Consider the following 18,078-nt stretch of genomic DNA (forward strand, 5'->3'; position numbering starts at 1 on the left):
GGTGGGCTGACTGCTCGCCGCCTTTTGAAGGGATCCATCATCGGCGCCGGGCAGGTGGGCATGGCCTGCGCCTACGCGATGCTTATCCAGAACACCCTCGATGAGCTGGTGATCCACGACATCGACCGCGCCAAGCTGGAAGGGGAAGTGATGGATCTGGTGCATGGGATCCCCTTTGTCGAGCCGACGCGGATCTGGGCAGGGGAGCTGGCTGACTGCGCCGGGTCTGATGTGGTGATTTTAACGGCAGGGGCCAAGCAGCGGCCTGGAGAAAGCCGCTTGGATTTGGTCCACCGCAACGTCGAGATCTTCAAAAGCCTGATCCCGGCCCTGATGGAGCATTGCCCCAGCGCCATTTTCCTGGTGGTGAGCAACCCCGTTGACGTCATGACCTATGTTTCCCTGAAGTTAGCGGGGCTGCCGGCGGGGCAGGTGCTGGGGTCGGGAACGGTTTTGGATACGGCTCGCTTTCGCTATCTGTTGGCCCAGAGGCTGGGGGTGGATCCGCGCAGCCTGCACGCCTACATCATCGGCGAACATGGGGATAGCGAGGTGGCCGTCTGGAGCAAGGTGAACATCGCCGGCACGCCGATTGGCCAGCTCTCGCCGGAATGGGATCCCGCCCATTTGGGCGATATCTTCGAGCAGGTGCGCAATGCCGCCTATGAGATCATCCGCCGCAAAGGGGCCACCAGCTATGCCATTGGTCTGGGGGTGGCACAAATTGTCCAGGCCCTGGTACGGGATCAGCGGCGCGTTTTAACCGTGAGCAGCCTCACCCAGGGAGAATATGACCTGCCGGAGGTCTGCCTTAGTTTGCCGAGAGTGGTCGGTCGGCAAGGGGTGGAGCGCACGCTGGCCATGTCCCTCACCGAGAGCGAGCGGCAGCAACTGCACCGCTCTGCCCACATCTTGCGGCAAGTCATCGACAGCATCCGGTGGTAGAGCTGGGCTGCCGGATCCCGTTTGTTTTGGATCCACCGTTGGGTTCGCTACGGCTGTGGCTGACGGCAGGAGGTGGTCTGTGGAAGCGGACGTGCAGCGAGCACAGCAGGCCCAACTTGAGAAAGGCTCCTCTGTTCCCCCCTGGACAGGGATCCCGCTGCAGAAGGGTCTCGGCCAGCGACTGCGGCAACACGTCAACCCCCTGCAGGCTCAGTACCAACAACCCACCCCCCCACCCCACTGGGAACGGGTGTATCGGCGACTGGGGCAGCCCTTGCATTTGGATATCGGCTCAGGGAGCGGACGCTTTTTGCTGCGCATGGCCCAGGAGCAGCCCGACTGGAACTTTTTGGGGGTAGAGATTCGACAGCCGCTGGTGGAGCGGGCCAATGCTTGGCGGGACGAGCTGGGGCTGGATAACGTCCATTTTCTGTTTGCCAACATCAACGTCTCCCTGCGGCATCTGTTTGCGCCGGGAGATCTCAGCCGGGTCACCATCCAATTTCCGGATCCCTGGTTTAAAAAGCGCCATCACAAGCGGCGGATCGTCCAACCGCGACTGGTGGCGGATCTGGCCCTGCTGCTGCAACCGGGCAGCCCCGTCTTCCTGCAGTCGGACGTGCGGGAAGTGGCCGAGGAGATGGTCGATCGTTTCCTAGAGCATCCGCAGTTTTGGAATCCCTACCAGGGGCCCATCGATGACAACCCCTTCGGCATTCCCACCGAGCGGGAGTGGCAGTGCCTGCAGTTGGGTCTGCCCATCTACCGTTATTGGCTAGAGCGACGCTGACCCCTTTATCCGGCTGAAGCCAATAGAAGCTAGGATATAACCCGCTGGAGTTGCCTCGGTTGCTGCCATGTCTCCCTCTGAAGCCACGGCCTCTGTCGATCCCTTTTCCGCTTGGCTTTCTGTTCGCCGAGGGATCCTCAACCTGCTGAGCCTATTGGCCCTTTTGATTGTCGGGCTTTCGCTTTCCAGCAGTTGGTTTCAGCCGCCGCCGCAAACGCAGTTGGATCTGTTGCAAACCAATCTCGCCCTGCAGGCTGCCCGCACCCTCGACGATCCCCGCTATCAGGACCTGGCGCGGGCTCTGCTGGGGCAGAACGTTTTCGAGCTGGCCCACAATCGCTACCAGCAGGTGGCCGACAACTACGCCGAACGCCTGCAGCGCCTCAAACGGATGGCACGGCTGGAAAGGGCGACTTCCTCGGCAGGGGGCAAACCCGAATTGGCCAGGGTATCAGATGCGGTGGGGCCGGCCTCAACCCCAGAAGAAGTGGATCCCGTCCTCCTGGCTTCTGTCCAGGATCTGCAGGCGGAGCTGGACGCCCTGCGGCTGCGCCTGGGTCTGCTCTACGTCTACCAGGAGGATCTGGAGGCAGCCCAGCAGCAGTGGCAAGAGGTAGTCGATCCAGAACGTCCCTTGGAGCTGGAATCCGGCCAGAAGAGGGTGGCACAGGTTTTACAAGGGCTGTGGGGAACGCCACGGCGCATCTTGCCAGAGGCCGAGGTGCAAATCCGCAACCACCTGGACGGTTGGTTTGAGGCGGTGGCCCTGCAGCAGCTCTACCGGCTGCAACAGCGCAGCGACAGCCTCAATGCCCTCAACCAGCAGCAGGAAAAATTGGCCTTGGCAGCCCTGTTCCGGCTGGCGGTGGTGGGCGGGATCCCGCTGCTGGGGGCGCTGCTGGGGCTGGTGCTCTTGTTGGGCTGGCTGGGCTGGAGCTTCTGGCGCCAACGTCCTCTTGTGGGCCCGCCGTGGGAGGTGCCTTGGCCGGGGATCGGGGCGCAGGCGGTCCTGACCGGTTGGTTTTTGGGTTTCATTCTCCTCAATGCGCTGGTGCCTCGCCTTTACACGGTCGGGCTCGGCCTGGGGACGCAGCAGCTCAGCCCTTGGCATCAGGCGGTGGCCCTGTTTCTCACCTACAATGCGGGCGCTCTGCTGGGGGCGGCGCTGTTGTACCGGCTTCTTCGGCTCTATCCCGGTTGGCAGAAGGTGCTGCAGGTGCGGCTGTGGGGCCCTTGGATCCTCTGGGGCCTGGGCGGCTACTGGGCGGCCCTGCCTTTGGTGGTGCTGGCAGCGGCGCTGTCGCAGTTGCTGCTGCCCCAGGCAGGGGGCGGGAACCCCATCTTGCCTCTGCTGCTGGAGAGCCATGGCTGGGGGGCGCGCTTGGTGTTTTTGGCCGTGGTGTCTGTCTGTGCCCCTGTTTTTGAGGAGGTGCTGTTCCGGGGCTTTTGGCTGCCGACGCTGAGCCGCTACTTGCCGATGGGGGCTGCCATCTTGCTCAGCGCCTTCACCTTTGCCCTTGCCCACCTCAACCTTTCCGATCTGTTGCCTTTGACCATGCTGGGGGTGGTGCTGGGGGTGGTGTACAGCCACAGCCGCAACCTGCTGGCCCCCATCCTGTTGCACAGCCTCTGGAATACGGGATCCCTGGTCACGCTGCTGGTGTTGGGGGGCGCTTCCTGAGGGGAGTTTGGCCTACTTTTTCTTGCCGAAGAGGCGGCTCCAGAAGCCGCCGCTATCCTCTTTGCGCGGCGGTGGCACGATTTTCTGGGCCTGGGAGGTCTGACGGCTGGCCGAGGGAACGGGAACCGGCTGTTGGGTGGTGACCTGCTGCAGCCAGCGGCGCACCTCGGCCATCAACTCGGCGTTGGCCGGCTCGAGGCGGCTCGCCTGCAGGAAGTCGGCCTTGGCCATGCCAGCGTTGCCCTGCTTGAGGTGGGCGATACCTCGGTGCAGATAGTAACGGGCCACGTTGGGCTGGGCGCTGATGGCGAAGTTTAAATACTGGATGGCAACCCGGTACTGCTTGCGCTCGATCATGTCCAGCGCCTGCAGGAAACGGGTCTCAGCGGGGCTAAGTTGCGGGGTTGGGGGCGAAGGAGGGGCGGGCTGGACAGGGGGAGCGGTGGGTGGAGCAGCCGGGATCCCGCCCAAGGTGGTGCGGCTGGGGGAAGGGGTTGGGATCCCCGTCGGGGTGGTGGTTTTGGCAGCAGGGGCGGGGATCCCTTTGTAGCCGGCCTTGAGCAGCAGGTAGGCTAGGTTGAGCTCGCTCAACTGCTCGGTTTTCTCCAGCAGGGTGGCCATAGAGCTGTATTGCTCTTTGGCCAGCTTCTCCACCCGCCGGACATATTCTTCCTGCCAATCGGCGCGCTCGGCCAGGTCTTTGACAGCTTCTCCAGTGGGCCACAGATCGGGGGGTGGCGACTCCAGCAGGCGTTGAACGCGCAGCTTGAGCACAGTCTCATATTCTGACCGCTCTCGCTCCTTGGCCAGCACCTCGTTGGCCGGGCTGACCAGCTTGGCGAAGAGGACGTTGGCCCGCTCTGCCCCTTCCGGATCCCCGACAAAGCGATCCGGGTGCAGAGCCTTGGCCGCCTGCAGGTAGCCGCGTCGGATCCCTTTGGCATCGGCGGTGAGGGGCACGCCCAAGATGGCGAAATGGTCGGTCTCGTAGCGGGCTAGCCCTCGGGTGAGGCGGGGGACATCAGAGTTGGATCCCATAGTTGCCACTTCTCCAAGATGCGTTGCAAAGTTCCGTTTTCGGTCAGGACTGCGATCGCCCCATCCACGGCTTCCTTCAGGGAAGGATGCTGTGAGGATACCACGCCCACCAAAGGAATCGGGAACAGAGGCGGCCCCGCCAGGCGCAGCCGGGATCCCGCCTGGCGCAGGCTCAGGGCGGCAACGGGCTGATCGACGAGCACCGCATCCAACTGGCCAGCCTGGAGCTGGGCAAACAAGCGATCCGGGTTGCTGGTGGCAAAAAGACGAATGGCGTTGCCCCGCCTCTCGTTGTACGCCTCCAACAGAGCGGCTCCCGTACTGTTAACTACAATGCCCACTTTGCGGCCAAAGAGTTGCGACAGCGCCTCAATGGGAGCTTCCTCTGGCCCGGGATCCCGTACCACCAAGCGCTGCGGGCTGAGGTAGTAGGGTCGGGTGGCGAGAAACTGCTGCGGATCCAAGCCCAAAGCTTCCCGCGCCCCCCAGATGAGATCCACCTCATCCGCTTGCAAAGCCGCCAACTGCTCGCTCCAAGCCACATAGACGGGCTCCACTCGCACCTGCAGCGTCTGGGCAAGCGCCTCCAGGATATCCCACTCGAAGCCGGCGTAGGTTTGCCGCTCCAGGTCGGTGTAGAGGTAAGCCGGGCCCAGGCTGGGATCCAGGCCAACCCGGATGCGCCCCCGCGCCTGAATCTCGGCCCAACGGGAATCGGGAACCTGTGCTCGCTCGCTGGCAGGAGCGGGCAGGGTCGGCTTTGGGGCAGGCTGAGGGTAGGCCGGGATCCCCAAGAGCAGCGCCAGGCCAAACCCTGCCGCCCAACAACGACGCCGGAGTCTTTTCCCGACTAAGTTGCCTCCCTTGCTTTGCAAAAGCGCCATGACTTGCTGGCCTTTACGTAGACTTTGACTTTAGCTGCTGCGCTCTCCGAGCTGGCGATTCCGCCGCAGCGGGAAGGAAACCGGCAGGGGGCTGACCTGGGCCAGTTCTTCTTGGAGAGCAGCATGGAGCCAGCCGTTGCTGGCCAGCAGGCGGCCACTGTACACATCCACCGGGCTGCCATCGTAGGCGGTGACCTTGCCGCCCGCCTCTCGCACCAAGACAATCCCGGCGGCAATGTCCCAGGGGGAGAGGCCCCGCTCCCAATAGCCGTCCAACTGGCCGGTGGCCACGTAGGCCAAGTCCAGGGCAGCCGATCCACCTCGCCGCACTCCCTGGGTGAGGTGGGTGAAGTGGCAGAACTCGGCGTAGTTGTTGTCGGGGGTTTCGCGGCGGTCGTAGGCAAAGCCGGTAACTAAGAGGCTGTGGGAGAGTTCAGTTGTGGAAGAGACGCGGATGGGCTGGCGGTTGCGGGTGGCGCCCATCCCTTGTACGGCGCGAAAGAGATCCCCGCGAAAGATGTCGTAGATCACCCCCAGCACCGGCTCCCGCCCCTCCAGCAGACCAATAGAGACGGCAGCAAAGGGATAGCCATGGGCAAAGTTGGTGGTGCCATCGAGGGGATCGATCATCCAGGCGTAGGCGCCCTGCGGGGATCCCTGCTGGCCGGATTCTTCCGTCAAGATCACATCTTCGGGGAAGTGCCGCCTTAAGATTTTCAAGATAAGCTCCTCGGAAGCGCGATCCGCTGCTGTTACCAAGTCGCCCGGACGTTTCTCCTCAATGGCAAGGGTGCCCCCCACGTAACTGCGCAGCAAAGCCCCTGCCTCCAGGGCCGCCTCTGTGGCCACATCTAACCGACGCAACAGGGCCTCCGTCACACCCACACCTCAAGGCTACAAACCTGCTACCCAGAATAGCCCGCCCGCGGCCAAGGCTGTGGCTCCCAAGGGATCCCTTAAAACGGGAATAGCTCCGACCTGAACCCAAACCCAATTTTTCCAATTTTTTTTAGGAAAAGGGAGTATCTCCAAGGCTGCCTGTGGTGTATAGTAGTGTACATTAAGGCCTATGAGTTTTCCACTAGCCCGCCAACGCCGGGGGGATGTTGGGTGTCTCCTAGTTTCTGGGAACTCTAGGGTTCAGGGAGTTGGACTGGAAGAGCCAGGCTGCCGGGCAGGTAGTTGAGCGTCGAGGAGGAAACGCTGTTGCCCCAGAGCTACGACGATTTTTTTACCTCTACTACGGCAGTGGGCAGAGGCCATCTGTCCGGCAGTCAGGACTTCGATCTGCCGTTGGATCTGTTCGACCAAGTCCCGCAGCAGCCGGTGTCTCACCCGGAGTTCACCCTGTCCGTCTGCCATCCTGTGCGGCCCTGCAGCTACATCCTGCGGGAGAGCATTTACACGATCGGACGGGATCCCTCCAATGCCATCCAGATTGTCAACCGCTTCGTCTCCCGCCGCCACGCCTATTTGGTGCGAGTGCCCACCAAGTCCAATCGCACAGGATTTACGTATTGTCTAGTCGACGGCAACCGCAAGGGGCAGTCCAGCACCAATGGGGTGTTCGTCAACGGCACGCGGGTAGCTACCCACTACTTGAGGAGTGGCGATGTTATCTACTTTGGGCCGGAGATCCGCGCCTACTTCTTCGAGGTGGCCCGCATTCCCCCTCTGCCCAACCCTTTTGAGGTCAACCCTGACCTCGGCAAAGGATCCAACTTGGTTCCTGAGGAGATGAGAGGTGGCCGCAGCCCGTTGACAGATCCAAGGTTGCATCGCTAAAGTAGTCAAGCAGTGTAAATTGGGGCATCGCCAAGCGGTAAGGCAGCGGGTTTTGGTCCCGCCATTCGGTGGTTCGAATCCATCTGCCCCAGTCTTAAGCTGGGCTAGGTCTGCTTGAGACAGCAGAAGGCTTTTTTGGGCAGTTCCCCTTCGCTGATTCGGGAACTTCCCGCTAGGCGCAAGGGTACGCTTTTTGCATTGCTGGCGCGAAGACTTTGGCCAGCAGAGGGCCAATCCGTCAACCTAGCGCAGTCGGCTTAGGGGAGAGGGTGGACAATCGGCCTGGGAGGGAAAGGGAGCCGAATGAGCAGTGCTTGCCGATCCTTGATGGTCGTGGGGACTTCTTCCCACGTGGGCAAAACCCTTTTGGTAGCTGCCCTCTGTCGCCTTCTCAAAAAGGCGGGGAAGAAGGTTGCCCCTTTCAAGGCCCAGAACATGTCGCTGAATGCCTACGTCACCCCGGAGGGCCATGAGATTGCCTATGCGCAGGCTCTGCAGGCTTGGGCCGCCGGGATCCCGCCCGCGGTGGAGATGAACCCGATTTTGCTCAAGCCGCAGGGCAACCTGACTTCCCAGGTCGTCCTCAACGGCGTGGCAGTAGATACCTGTCGCGCCGGCGAGTACTACGAGCGCTGGTTTGCGCCGGCCTGGGAGGCGGTGAAAACGGCCCTGACCCGCTTGCAACAGCAGTACGAGTGGATTATCTGCGAGGGGGCAGGCAGCCCGGCGGAGGTAAACCTCAAACACCGGGATCTGGCCAACACGCGGGTGGCTTTGCATCTGGGATCTCCCACCTGGCTGGTGGCGGACATCGACCGGGGTGGGGCGCTGGCCCATGTGGTGGGCACCCTGCAGTTGCTGGAGCCGGCCGAGCGGGCCCTGATTCGCGGCATTGTTATCAACAAGTTTCGCGGCGCACGGGAGCTGCTGCAGCCCGGCCTGGATTGGCTGGAGAACTACACCGGGATCCCCGTGGTTGGAGTTCTGCCCTGGCTGGACTGGGCGCTGCCGCAGGAAGATTCGCTGGGCCTGGAGGCCGGCCCCCACCTCTGGGAAGTTCGCCGTCCCCGGCGGGGAGACCGGCTGGAGATTGCCGTGGTTCGCCTGCCCCAGGTGGCCAATTTCTCCGACTTCGACCCCTTGCTAGCAGAGCCCAGCGTCCATCTGCGCTGGGTTGTCCCTGGCCAGAGCCTGGGATCCCCCGATGTGGTCATCCTGCCCGGCAGCAAAACCACCCTCAAGGATCTGTTGGCATTGCAAAAGACCGGCCTGGCCGACCAACTGCGCCTCTATTCCGGCCACATCGTCGGCATCTGCGGCGGGCTGCAGATGTTGGGGCAAACCATCGCCGATCCCGCCGGCCTAGAGGGAGTTGCCGGCACCTACCCCGGGCTGGGCTTCCTGCCGCTGACTACTGTCTTGCAACCCACCAAGGTTACCCAGCAGGTGCAGACGCAAAGCCGCTGGCCCGCCCCCGCTCCCGTCCAGGGGTACGAAATCCATCAGGGATCCACCCAGGCCGATCCCGCTGGCTGCCTGCCGATCTTCGAGCAAGAAGGCCTGGGCTGGCGGGATCCCACAGGCCGGGTCTGGGGCAGCTATCTGCACGGCCTCTTCGACAACCACCGCTGGCGGCGCCACTGGCTAAACGAGCTGCGCCGCCAAAAAGGCTGGGATCCCTTGCCGGAGTTGGACGGCCACTATGCCCAGCAACGCGAAGAACTGCTGGATCGTCTGGCAGAGGCCTGGCGGCCTCATCTGGATTGGCATCAGCTCCTGGAATAGGCCGGGGCCATTGCCAAGGTCTGCAAGAGTAGCTGTATTCTAGACAGGAATTTCCTTCCCCCTGACCTATGCGGCTTCTGGTTACCGGCGGCGCGGGCTATATCGGCAGCCACACCTGTAAGGCCCTGGCAGCCCACGGCCACCTGCCAATTGCCTACGACAACCTGGTTTACGGCCACCCTTGGGCCGTTCGCTGGGGGCCTTTGGAAATCGGCGACATTGCCGACCGCCAGCGGCTGGATCAGGTCATTCGGCAGTATCGGCCCGAAGGGGTGATTCACTTTGCCGCCTATGCCTACGTGGGCGAGTCGGTCAAGGATCCGGGCAAATACTACCGCAACAACGTGGCCGGATCCCTGACCTTGCTGGAGGCCATCCGGGATCACGGGATCCCCTACCTTGTCTTCTCCAGCACCTGTGCCACCTACGGCGTGCCGGAGCAGATCCCGATCCCGGAAACCCACCCCCAGCGCCCCATCAACCCCTACGGCCAGAGCAAGCTGGTGGTGGAGCAGATGCTGCGGGACTTCCAGACCGCCCACGGGATCCGGTTTATCAGCCTGCGCTACTTCAACGCCGCCGGCGCCGATCCCGACGGAGAAATCGGCGAAGCCCACGACCCCGAAACCCACCTCATCCCCCTGGTGCTGGAAGTCGCCGCCGGCCAACGCCCCCACATCACTGTTTTTGGCGACGACTACGACACCCTCGATGGCACCTGTATCCGCGACTACATCCATGTCGCCGACCTGGCGCAGGCCCATGTGTTGGCCTTAGAAGCGCTGGCGTCTGGCCAGCCTGTGCAGGCAGCCTACAACCTGGGCAATGGCCAGGGCTTCTCTGTTCAGGAGGTGATCGCCACGGCAGCAGCGGTAACTGGAAGACAGATCCCGGTGCAAGTTGGAGCCCGTCGACCGGGGGATCCCCCCTGCTTGGTGGGCGATGCCACGGCCATCCAGCGGGATCTCAACTGGCAGCCCCGCTATGCCGACTTGGCCGAGATCCTGCAGACAGCTTGGCGCTGGCACCAAAGGCGGCCCTATTTTGCCAAGGCCACACCGCCGCTCCGGGGGGCTTGACCCAACTGGGATGGCGATCCGAGGATCCAGCGGTACGATCAGGGGAGGTCGACGCCTAGAGCTTGCTTCCGATGGAGGAAAAGACCGCCCCCGATACCCTGGCGGTTGTCATGACCACCGTGGGATCCGAAGCCGACGCCCATCGTTTGGCACACACTCTGGTGGCCGAGCGCTATGTGGCCTGTGCCCAGGTGCTGCCGCCGATCACCTCCTACTACCGCTGGCAGGGATCCCTGCAGAGGGAGGCCGAGTTTTTGCTGTTGCTCAAATTGCCCTCCACTGCTTATCCCCGCCTGGAACAGCGGCTGCGGCAGCTCCACCCCTACCAGGAGCCGGAGATCCTGGCTATCCCGGCCAGCCACGTGAGTGCAACCTATTTGGCTTGGGCGCGAGAGCAGGTAGGGTAAGGAAAAGCGGTACTCCCCTTAGACCATGATCGCCCTCTATCCTGGCAGCTTTGACCCGATCACCCTTGGGCACCTCGATATCATCGAGCGGGCCAGCCGCCTGTTTTCCAAGGTGATCGTCGCCGTCTTGAAAAACCCCAACAAGACCCCTCTGTTCAGCCCGGAGCAGCGGCAGGCTCAGATTAGCCTTTCTGTTGCCCACCTAAAAAACGTTGAGGTCGATACTTTTTCCGGCTTGACAGTGGCTTATGCCCGCCAACGGGGGGCAAAAGTTATCGTGCGCGGCTTGCGCGTCTTGTCCGACTTTGACGTGGAGCTGCAGATGGCCCACACCAACAAGCTGCTGGCCCCCGAGCTGGAAACCCTTTTCCTTGCCACCGCCAGCGAACACAGCTTCGTCAGCAGCAGCCTGGTCAAGGAGGTGGCCAAGCTGGGCGGCCCCATCGATCACCTGGTGCCCCCGCCGGTAGTTCAAGATCTGCGGGAGCGTTTTCCCTTAGCTGGATGAAGGGATCCCTGCCTGGGAAAACAGGGCCTTCAGCTCTTGCAACGTCTTTCTCACCTTGGCCTGGGCCACCTCCACCTCCGGCTGGTCGTAGGCTTTGGCGGCAAAGTCCAGTTGCTCCAAGCCGCGGCCCATCTCCTTGGCCAAGCGCAGCATCTCCCGCTTTTGCTGCTGGGGCAAGGTGTTTGCCAGGCTAGTTAGGGTCTTGCGGGTCAGGCCCATCGGCCCGTGAATGTAGGAGCGGATCTCGAGCCAGTCCTCGGCATCCACCAGGCTCTGCAGCTGCTCCACCTGTTGCTCCAGCTGCTGCAGCTCTCGGGGCAAGGCGGCAGCCGCCTGGACGGGAAGGGATCCCAGCCACAGACCCAATGTGAGGATGGCAATCAGCAGCAGATTGGGCCAACGACGCATCATCTTACACCTCCCATCCGCCTTCACAGGCTTGCTTTCTGGCCGTTACTTCCTTGGCCAGCCATAGGCAATCAATAGTGTACCTGGTAACTGCCCTCCAGGCCGCTGTGGGCAGAGGGGCAAATCGGTTAGCCTAGAGCTGTAAAAGAACGTAAAGAGCGCTCCCATGCAACGCATCATCCTCATGACCGGCAAAGGTGGGGTCGGCAAGACCTCGATGGCGGCAGCAACCGGCTGGCGTTGTGCCGAGCTCGGCCTGAAGACCCTGGTGTTGAGCACGGATCCGGCCCACTCCTTGGCCGACAGTTTCGACCAGCCCCTGGGCCACGAGCCGGTGGAGGTCAAGCCCAACCTCTGGGGAGCAGAGCTAGACGCCCTGCAGGAGCTGGAGCTGAACTGGGGATCCGTCAAGACCTACATCACGCAGGTGTTGCAGGCCCGCGGGCTGGATGGCGTGCAGGCCCAGGAGCTGGCGGTGCTGCCGGGGATGGACGAGATCTTCGCCCTGGTGCGGGTCAACCGCCACTACGACGAGGGCAAGTTTGATGTGCTGATTATCGACTCGGCTCCCACCGGTACGGCCTTGCGCCTTTTGAGCCTGCCCGATGTTTCCGGCTGGTACATGCGCAAGTTCTACAAACCTTTGCAGGGGTTGGCGCGGGTGCTGCGCCCCATTGCCGAGCCGATTGTAAAAGGGCTAACCGGGATCCCCCTGCCGGATGACCAGGTGCTGGATGCCCCCTACGAGTTCTACCAGAAGATCGAGCGGCTGGAGCGCATCCTCACCGACAACCGCATCACCTCGGTGCGCCTAGTCACCAACCCCGAAAAGATGGTGATCAAGGAGTCGCTGCGGGCCCATGCCTACCTCAGCCTCTACGGCGTCGCCACCGATTTGGTGATTGCCAACCGCATTTTGCCGGAAGGGGTGGTGGATCCCTACTTTGCCGCCTGGAAGGCCGCCCAGCAGAAATATCGCCAGGAGATCCACGAGAACTTTGCCCCCCTGCCGGTGGTGGAGATCCCGCTTTACCCAGAGGAGCTGGTGGGGTGGGACGCCCTGGCCCGCCTGAAAAAGGATCTCTGGGGGGATCGCAACCCGGCGGAGGTGTTCTACGCCGAGCAGACGATGAACGTGGCTAGCGACAACGGCCAGTACCGCCTGGATCTGTACTTGCCCGGGATCCCAAAAGAGCAGGTGGAGCTGAGCAAAACTGGCGACGAGCTCAACATCCGCATTGGCAACCACCGCCGCAACCTGGTGTTGCCCCAGACCCTGGCCGCCATGAAGCCGGCCCGTGCCAAGATGGAGGAAGATTACCTGCGCATCCATTTTGCCGCCTGAAGCCGCAGGGCAGTGTCCTGCTTGCCGTTTGCCAAAAAGTAGGCTTGTTGGAGTTGTTCCTGGTCGAGAGTGGGCATATTTGCAGGACGGGAGGAACTCTGGCTGGAAGAGAGCCCACGGAGGGGTGGGGAAGCGCCTTCATCTAGCTGTAGCCCTCTTCGGGCAAGGAGTTGGGCAGCAGCCTGGTTGGCCTCCATCGGTGGGGCCTATTCTCCAACCGCTTGCCCTACACCGTCTAGCTTGAGCCATGCTGATCATCAAGGTCACCTCCTTGGGAGGTTGCTCTTCTGGCCCAGCGAGGGCCCCTTTTTCGCTTCCTGAGGACTGTTGCGGGAGGTCATGATGCCCCATTCCATGAGCCGAGCAGAGACCCTAGCTCCCATCCATGTGGTGGGTGGGGGGCTGGCGGGGACAGAAGCCGCCTGGCAGATTGCCCAGTTGGGGGTGCCCGTCATCCTGTCGGAGATGCGCCCTGTGCGGCAGAGCCCGGCCCACCACACGGATCAACTGGGAGAGCTGGTGTGCAGCAATTCCTTCGGGGCCCTAGCCAGCGACCGGGCGGCAGGCCTGCTCAAGGAAGAGCTGCGCCAACTGGGATCCCTGGTCATCGCCACCGCCGATCGCCACGCCGTGCCGGCAGGGGGAGCCCTGGCCGTGGATCGGGCCCGCTTTAGCCAGGCCCTAACGGAAGCCATCGCCAACCATCCCCTCATCACCCTGCGCCGGGAGGAGGTGACCGGGATCCCGGAAGGGATAGCCGTCCTCTGCACGGGCCCGCTGACCAGCGAGCCCTTAGCTAAGGCGCTGCAAGCTTTTACGGGCCTGGAATACCTGAGCTTTTTTGACGCTTCCAGCCCCATTGTTACCGGGGATTCCCTCAACCGGGCGGTGGTGTTTCAGGCTTCCCGCTACGACAAGGGGGAAGCGGCCTACCTCAACTGCCCCATGACCGAGGCGGAGTACGAGCGCTTCTGGCAGGCGCTGGTGGAGGCCGAGCAGGTGCCCCTCAAAGACTTTGAAAAGGAGGAGCGCAAGTTTTTCGAGGGCTGCCTGCCCATTGAAGAAATGGCCCGCCGCGGCAAAGATACTCTCCGCTTTGGGCCCCTGAAGCCGGTGGGGCTGGTGGATCCCCGCACGGGATCGCGGCCCTATGCGGTGGTGCAGTTGCGCCAGGAGGACAAAGCGGGCAAGCTGTGGAACCTGGTGGGCTTTCAAACCAATTTGAAGTGGGGAGAACAGCAGCGGGTCTTTCGCCTCATCCCTGGCCTGGAGGCGGCGGAGTTTGTCCGCTTTGGCGTGATGCACCGCAACACCTTTTTGAATTCGCCGCAGCTTCTGTTGCCTACGTTGCAATTTCGCCGCCGGCCAACGCTGTTGGCTGCCGGCCAGTTGGTGGGCACCGAAGGCTACGCCTGTGCCGTGGCAGGAGGGTGGCTGGCCGGACAGAACGCCGCCCGCCTGGCCCTGGGGCTGCCTTTGATCACGCTGCCGCCGGAGACGATGATGGGATCCCTATTCCAGTTCATCAGCAGCGCCGATCCCAAGCACTTCCAGCCCATGCCGGCCAATTTTGGCCTCCTGCCGGAGCTGGAGGGGCAAAAAGTTCGCAGCAAACAAGAGCGCTACGCCCGCTACCGGGATCGCGCCTTGGCTGCTCTGGCGGCCACAGGCCTGGTGCGCCAGGCGCAAACTGCCTGAGTTCCCAACCCTGCAGGCGCAAACGGCCAGCTAGCCTGGAATAAAAGGAGGGATCCCGTGCCCATCCTGGTCGTCAACGCCGGCTCCAGCAGCCTCAAGTCCTCTCTCTTTGCAACCGTTGAGGGCAAGGTGGAGGCCACCCCCCTCTGGCAGGCGCAGGTGGACTTTGCCTACCAGTCCGGCCAAGTCTTGATTCAAACTCGGCGGCGGGGCGGCCCCTGGGAATCTTTTCCCCCCCTTGCCCCAGAAGCCGGCATTAGCGGTTTGGCTCCCCTCTTTCAAAGCCTCTGGCAGGGGGAGGGATCCCCGTTGGCCACAGCGGCTGAGATCAAGGCCATTGGCCACCGGGTGGTGCATGGGGGATCCCTCTATCGCCAGCCCACCTTGATTACGCCCGAGGTGGAACAGGCCATCGAGCAACTAAGCCCCCTGGCACCGGCTCACAATCCCCCTGCTCTTGAGGGCATTCGCCTCCTGCGCCAACTGTTGCCTGGGATCCCGCAGGTGGCTGTCTTCGACACCGCTTTTCACCAGCAGATGCCTGCGGCAGCCGCCCTCTATCCTCTTCCCTACGCCTGGGCCGAGCAAGGGATCCGCCGCTACGGCTTCCACGGCATCAACCACGAGCACTGCGCCCGCCGCGCCGCTGAGATCCTGGGCCGGCCCCTGGAAGAGCTGCAGCTCATCACCTGCCACCTGGGCAATGGCTGTTCTCTGGCGGCCATTCGCGGGGGCCACAGCGTCGACACCACCATGGGCTACACCCCCCTGGAGGGCCTGATGATGGGATCCCGCTCCGGCTCGGTGGATCCGGGGATCCTCATCCACCAGTTGCGCCGGGGCATGGACGTGGAGGAGCTGGATCGGATCTTGAACCGGGAATCGGGCTTGCAGGGCGTGTCCGGCCTCAGCAGCGACATGCGAGTGATCCTGGAAGCCATGCAGGCAGGCCATGCCCGCGCCGAGCTGGCCTTTAACCTCTTCATCCACCGCCTGCGCAGCCAGATTGGGGCCATGCTCATGAGCCTGGATCGGCTGGATGCTTTGGTCTTCTCCGGCGGCATCGGGGAAAACGCGGCGCCGGTACGGGCCGCAGCCTGTGCCAACCTAGGCTTTTTGGGGATCCAGATCGACCCAGTTCTCAACGCCGGATCCCCGCGCAACTGCGACATCAGCACCTCTGATGCTCCGGTGCGGGTGTTGGTCATCTCAGCCCAGGAAGACTGGGCCATTGCCAATGCCTGCCAAAAGCTCCTGCAAGAGGAATAGGCGAAGGAGCTCAGGCTGCTTCTAGCCAGGTTTTCTCCTTTCCAAGGACTGGCTCCGTCGAGACCCTCCCGCCACAATGGAGCCAAAGCCCTGGGCAGGGGAGGATAGGAGGAACCCTCCCTTTCTGCCAAGAGAAGACTTGCAACCCAGCTCATTTGAAGGTAACGGAAACCTATGCAGCCTGCCCAACTCCTGAACAGACGGATCCCCCTGCTGTGGCTCCTGGGCGTCGTTTTGGCGGGATGCGGGGAGACGACCAGCAGCAGCCCCCTGCCCCTGCCGACGCCCCTCCCTCCTCCTTCTCTCACCATCACCGATCTCTCGCCCCGCACCGTCCCCGTAGGGCAAACCCCCACCTTTGTCGTCTCCTTCCGCGTCGAGGCTCCTGCCGGGATCCGCGGATCCAACGCTTTCTTGGCTGCCGTCACCACTCCCCTGGGCAACTTTGTAACCCTAGGGGCTTTCGACGCTTCCCAATTGCCCGGCTGCTTCGTTGGAGCCACCGCCTGTACCGTAACAGGGCTTACCCTGCCCCAGAGCCGCTTTACCGTCACCCAGACGGGATCCCATCAACTCACCATCAGCGTTTTCGATCGCCAGGAGCGGCTGGGCAGCGGCAGCTTTACCTTCAACGGCGTGCTCTAGAGCTCAAAAGCGGAATCCAGCCTTGCTAAGCAAAACGCCACCGAGAATTTGCAAACGCAAGGGGCCTCCTCGTCGCCAGCGCAGACGTTGACAAGGCTTTGCTTCTCTGAGGAGAAAGCCATTTCCAGTAGCCATAGAACGGCTTGCTGCCTAATACCTGCACTTTCTTGGGAAAAAGGGTAAACTACCCGGCTCCAACCGCCCTCCACACCCCCCGTATACGGGGGGATGGACCTACATACCTGCACAGCCAAGTTGCTGGACAGCCCAAACCGTGCATGGATTTCGCGGTCGCTCAGAGACTGAAGCTGAAGAGCGTTGGTTATCTTCTCTGGCGTGTTTTGGTTGACAGGCCTGGGCAAAGGCATCCAAAGTTGCATCCAGCTTTGTGGCTTGCGAGGCAGATACCTTGAGCTTGCAGAAGATAGTCAGGACTTGGGTCATGCTGGTTATATTAGGCGCTATCGCTCCCCACCGTATAGACGGTGGGGTGTCCCGCGCATTCAGATGAAGGCTGCTGGCCGGACAGGCGCTAGATTGGCTGATTAACCATGGATACTCGCCTAATCAACATCGGCTTTGGCAATATCGTCGCCGCCGGGCGCGTTATCGCCATTGTCAGTCCTGAGTCAGCTCCCATCAAACGCATCATTAGCGACGCCCGCGAAAGAGGCCAGTTGGTGGACGCGACCTACGGTCGCCGCACCCGCGCCGTAATCATCACCGATTCCGGGCACGTCATCCTCTCGGCCATTCAGCCGGAAACCGTTGCCAACCGCTTCCTTACTGCCAAAGTCGGTGCGCCGGAGGAACCTGAGTAAGGGCCTCACAAGCAGCCTGCGAGGCCGAGAGTGAGATATCCTAAAACAAACCAAACCAGCCAACTGTCCAGCCGTCCTTTGTCGCTCTCCGCCTATGGCAGTTTCTTCCACTACGCTCTCCTCGCCAACTCCCCCTGAGTGCCTGCAGCAACAGGAAGCCCCTCGGCCTCCTGCCACTCGCGGTCGCCTGGTGGTTTTGACAGGGCCCAGTGGGGTGGGCAAAGGCACTCTGGTCAGCCAATTGCGCCAGCGCCACCCTGAGCTGTACTTTTCTGTCTCGGTAACCACCCGCCCCCCCCGCCCTGGGGAACAGGAAGGCGTCAACTACTACTTCCGCACTCGCGAGGAGTTCCTCAACCTGATTGAAGCCGATGAGTTGTTGGAATGGGCCCAGTACGCAGGTAACTTTTACGGCACTCCCCGCGAGATCGTGTTCCAAAAACTCAGCCAGGGTCAGGATGTGCTTCTGGAAATTGAACTGGCCGGGGCCCGCCAGGTGAGACAACAGTGTCCCGATGCCATTCGCATCTTCCTGTCTCCTCCCTCGCTAGAAGAGCTCGAACGCCGCATTCGCGAACGCGGACAAGACTCTGAAGCCAGCATCCAACGCCGTCTGCAACAGGCTCGCAAAGAATTGGATGCCAAAGACGAATTCGACTACGTGATCGTCAACGACAATCTAGAGCAGGCTCTACAGGAGCTGGAAGCCTTGCTTTATCCTCCCTCTCCAGGGAAGGGGCAATCCTAGGAGCTCTGCGACTCTACGCGCTTTTTTCCGAGAGCTCGCGTCTTTTTCTTAACTAAAAAACGGCGACACAAGCCTCGGCATCCACGCCAAGTGCTTTTTGACACTCCCCCGACTCAAGTCGGGGAATTCTCACGCAGTCCACAACCGGAATCGCGAAGGCGCTGTCAAGACGCCCCTACACACAAAGGGATAGCTTGGTAGCCCCGCACTTGAGTGCAGGGCGGAAAAGCCCGCTAGCCACT

The 18,078-nt window shown here is 62.2% G+C and carries 18 protein-coding genes, 1 tRNA gene and 1 pseudogene; 15 read left to right on the forward strand and 5 right to left on the reverse strand.

Annotation, left to right across the window (positions count from 1 at the left end):
• Window positions 1-24: 24 nt before the first annotated feature.
• The 3 genes from NW855_RS14135 to NW855_RS14145 all read left to right on the forward strand — a co-directional run bounded on the left by NW855_RS14135 (window position 25) and on the right by NW855_RS14145 (window position 3,416).
• Window positions 25-945 (forward strand): L-lactate dehydrogenase, encoded by a 921-nt coding sequence (locus tag NW855_RS14135; RefSeq protein ID WP_414402519.1) that lies wholly within the window; start codon window positions 25-27, stop codon window positions 943-945.
• 157 nt (window positions 946-1,102) lie between these two features.
• Window positions 1,103-1,735 (forward strand): tRNA (guanosine(46)-N7)-methyltransferase TrmB, encoded by a 633-nt coding sequence (gene trmB / locus NW855_RS14140; protein WP_041439245.1) that lies wholly within the window; start codon window positions 1,103-1,105, stop codon window positions 1,733-1,735.
• A 67-nt stretch (window positions 1,736-1,802) separates the two neighbouring features.
• Complete coding sequence (locus tag NW855_RS14145; RefSeq protein WP_011431455.1) at window positions 1,803-3,416, forward strand: CPBP family intramembrane glutamic endopeptidase; 1,614 nt, start codon at window positions 1,803-1,805, stop codon at window positions 3,414-3,416.
• 12 nt (window positions 3,417-3,428) lie between these two features.
• Here NW855_RS14145 and NW855_RS14150 read toward each other — a convergent pair whose 3' ends face one another.
• From NW855_RS14150 to NW855_RS14160, 3 genes are read right to left on the reverse strand one after another with little or no spacing between them, the layout of a single operon-like run.
• Complete coding sequence (locus NW855_RS14150) at window positions 3,429-4,454, reverse strand: J domain-containing protein (RefSeq protein ID WP_011431456.1); 1,026 nt, start codon at window positions 4,452-4,454, stop codon at window positions 3,429-3,431.
• Window positions 4,412-5,338: an ABC transporter substrate-binding protein gene (locus tag NW855_RS14155; protein WP_414402514.1), complete on the reverse strand. Its 927-nt coding sequence runs from the start codon at window positions 5,336-5,338 to the stop codon at window positions 4,412-4,414. Before NW855_RS14155 ends, NW855_RS14150 begins: the two co-directional genes overlap by 43 nt.
• A gap of 30 nt (window positions 5,339-5,368) precedes the next feature.
• On the reverse strand, window positions 5,369-6,223 hold the full coding sequence (locus NW855_RS14160; RefSeq protein ID WP_414402515.1) for an inositol monophosphatase family protein: 855 nt from the start codon (window positions 6,221-6,223) through the stop codon (window positions 5,369-5,371).
• Between the two features lie 297 nt (window positions 6,224-6,520).
• Between NW855_RS14160 and NW855_RS14165 the strand changes: the two genes are divergently transcribed.
• The 6 genes from NW855_RS14165 (at window position 6,521) to coaD (ending at window position 10,902) form a co-directional block, all read left to right on the forward strand.
• On the forward strand, window positions 6,521-7,123 hold the full coding sequence (locus NW855_RS14165) for an FHA domain-containing protein (protein WP_228375359.1): 603 nt from the start codon (window positions 6,521-6,523) through the stop codon (window positions 7,121-7,123).
• Window positions 7,124-7,143: 20 nt separating this feature from the next.
• Window positions 7,144-7,215, forward strand: a tRNA-Gln gene (locus NW855_RS14170).
• 211 nt (window positions 7,216-7,426) lie between these two features.
• Window positions 7,427-8,908: a cobyric acid synthase gene (locus NW855_RS14175; RefSeq protein ID WP_414508985.1), complete on the forward strand. Its 1,482-nt coding sequence runs from the start codon at window positions 7,427-7,429 to the stop codon at window positions 8,906-8,908.
• 68 nt (window positions 8,909-8,976) lie between these two features.
• Window positions 8,977-9,987 (forward strand): UDP-glucose 4-epimerase GalE, encoded by a 1,011-nt coding sequence (gene galE, locus NW855_RS14180; protein WP_414508986.1) that lies wholly within the window; start codon window positions 8,977-8,979, stop codon window positions 9,985-9,987.
• Between the two features lie 71 nt (window positions 9,988-10,058).
• Window positions 10,059-10,394: a divalent-cation tolerance protein CutA gene (cutA, locus tag NW855_RS14185; RefSeq protein WP_414401745.1), complete on the forward strand. Its 336-nt coding sequence runs from the start codon at window positions 10,059-10,061 to the stop codon at window positions 10,392-10,394.
• Window positions 10,395-10,419: 25 nt separating this feature from the next.
• On the forward strand, window positions 10,420-10,902 hold the full coding sequence (gene coaD, locus NW855_RS14190) for a pantetheine-phosphate adenylyltransferase (protein WP_414401744.1): 483 nt from the start codon (window positions 10,420-10,422) through the stop codon (window positions 10,900-10,902).
• Here the strand turns inward: coaD and psbQ are convergent.
• Window positions 10,891-11,313 carry a photosystem II protein PsbQ gene (gene psbQ / locus NW855_RS14195; protein WP_414508987.1) on the reverse strand — a complete coding sequence of 141 codons (423 nt, stop codon included), beginning with the start codon at window positions 11,311-11,313 and terminating at the stop codon, window positions 10,891-10,893. The genes coaD and psbQ overlap by 12 nt on opposite strands.
• A gap of 163 nt (window positions 11,314-11,476) precedes the next feature.
• Here psbQ and NW855_RS14200 point away from each other — a divergent pair, with 163 nt between their 5' ends.
• From NW855_RS14200 to NW855_RS14215, 4 genes are all read left to right on the forward strand, one after another.
• Entirely contained in the window at window positions 11,477-12,655 is a 1,179-nt protein-coding gene (locus NW855_RS14200; RefSeq protein ID WP_414390718.1) for a TRC40/GET3/ArsA family transport-energizing ATPase, read from the forward strand.
• A 342-nt stretch (window positions 12,656-12,997) separates the two neighbouring features.
• The gene (gene trmFO, locus NW855_RS14205; protein ID WP_414347011.1) at window positions 12,998-14,353 is read left to right on the forward strand and encodes an FADH(2)-oxidizing methylenetetrahydrofolate--tRNA-(uracil(54)-C(5))-methyltransferase TrmFO; all 1,356 of its coding nucleotides are present in this window, start codon (window positions 12,998-13,000) and stop codon (window positions 14,351-14,353) included.
• A 57-nt stretch (window positions 14,354-14,410) separates the two neighbouring features.
• Window positions 14,411-15,622 carry an acetate kinase gene (locus NW855_RS14210; RefSeq protein WP_099812726.1) on the forward strand — a complete coding sequence of 404 codons (1,212 nt, stop codon included), beginning with the start codon at window positions 14,411-14,413 and terminating at the stop codon, window positions 15,620-15,622.
• 174 nt (window positions 15,623-15,796) lie between these two features.
• The gene (locus NW855_RS14215; RefSeq protein WP_099812725.1) at window positions 15,797-16,267 is read left to right on the forward strand and encodes a hypothetical protein; all 471 of its coding nucleotides are present in this window, start codon (window positions 15,797-15,799) and stop codon (window positions 16,265-16,267) included.
• Between the two features lie 227 nt (window positions 16,268-16,494).
• On the opposite strand, the pseudogene NW855_RS14220 reads toward NW855_RS14215, so the two are convergent.
• Window positions 16,495-16,711: pseudogene (locus NW855_RS14220) on the reverse strand (RNA-guided endonuclease TnpB family protein); the annotation flags it as partial.
• Between the two features lie 107 nt (window positions 16,712-16,818).
• Here NW855_RS14220 and remA point away from each other — a divergent pair.
• The gene (gene remA / locus NW855_RS14225; protein WP_011431477.1) at window positions 16,819-17,088 is read left to right on the forward strand and encodes an extracellular matrix/biofilm regulator RemA; all 270 of its coding nucleotides are present in this window, start codon (window positions 16,819-16,821) and stop codon (window positions 17,086-17,088) included.
• Between the two features lie 94 nt (window positions 17,089-17,182).
• Window positions 17,183-17,836 carry a guanylate kinase gene (gene gmk / locus NW855_RS14230; RefSeq protein WP_011431478.1) on the forward strand — a complete coding sequence of 218 codons (654 nt, stop codon included), beginning with the start codon at window positions 17,183-17,185 and terminating at the stop codon, window positions 17,834-17,836.
• Window positions 17,837-18,078 lie beyond the last annotated feature (242 nt).

This window comes from Synechococcus sp. RC10B2, from assembly GCF_047502635.1.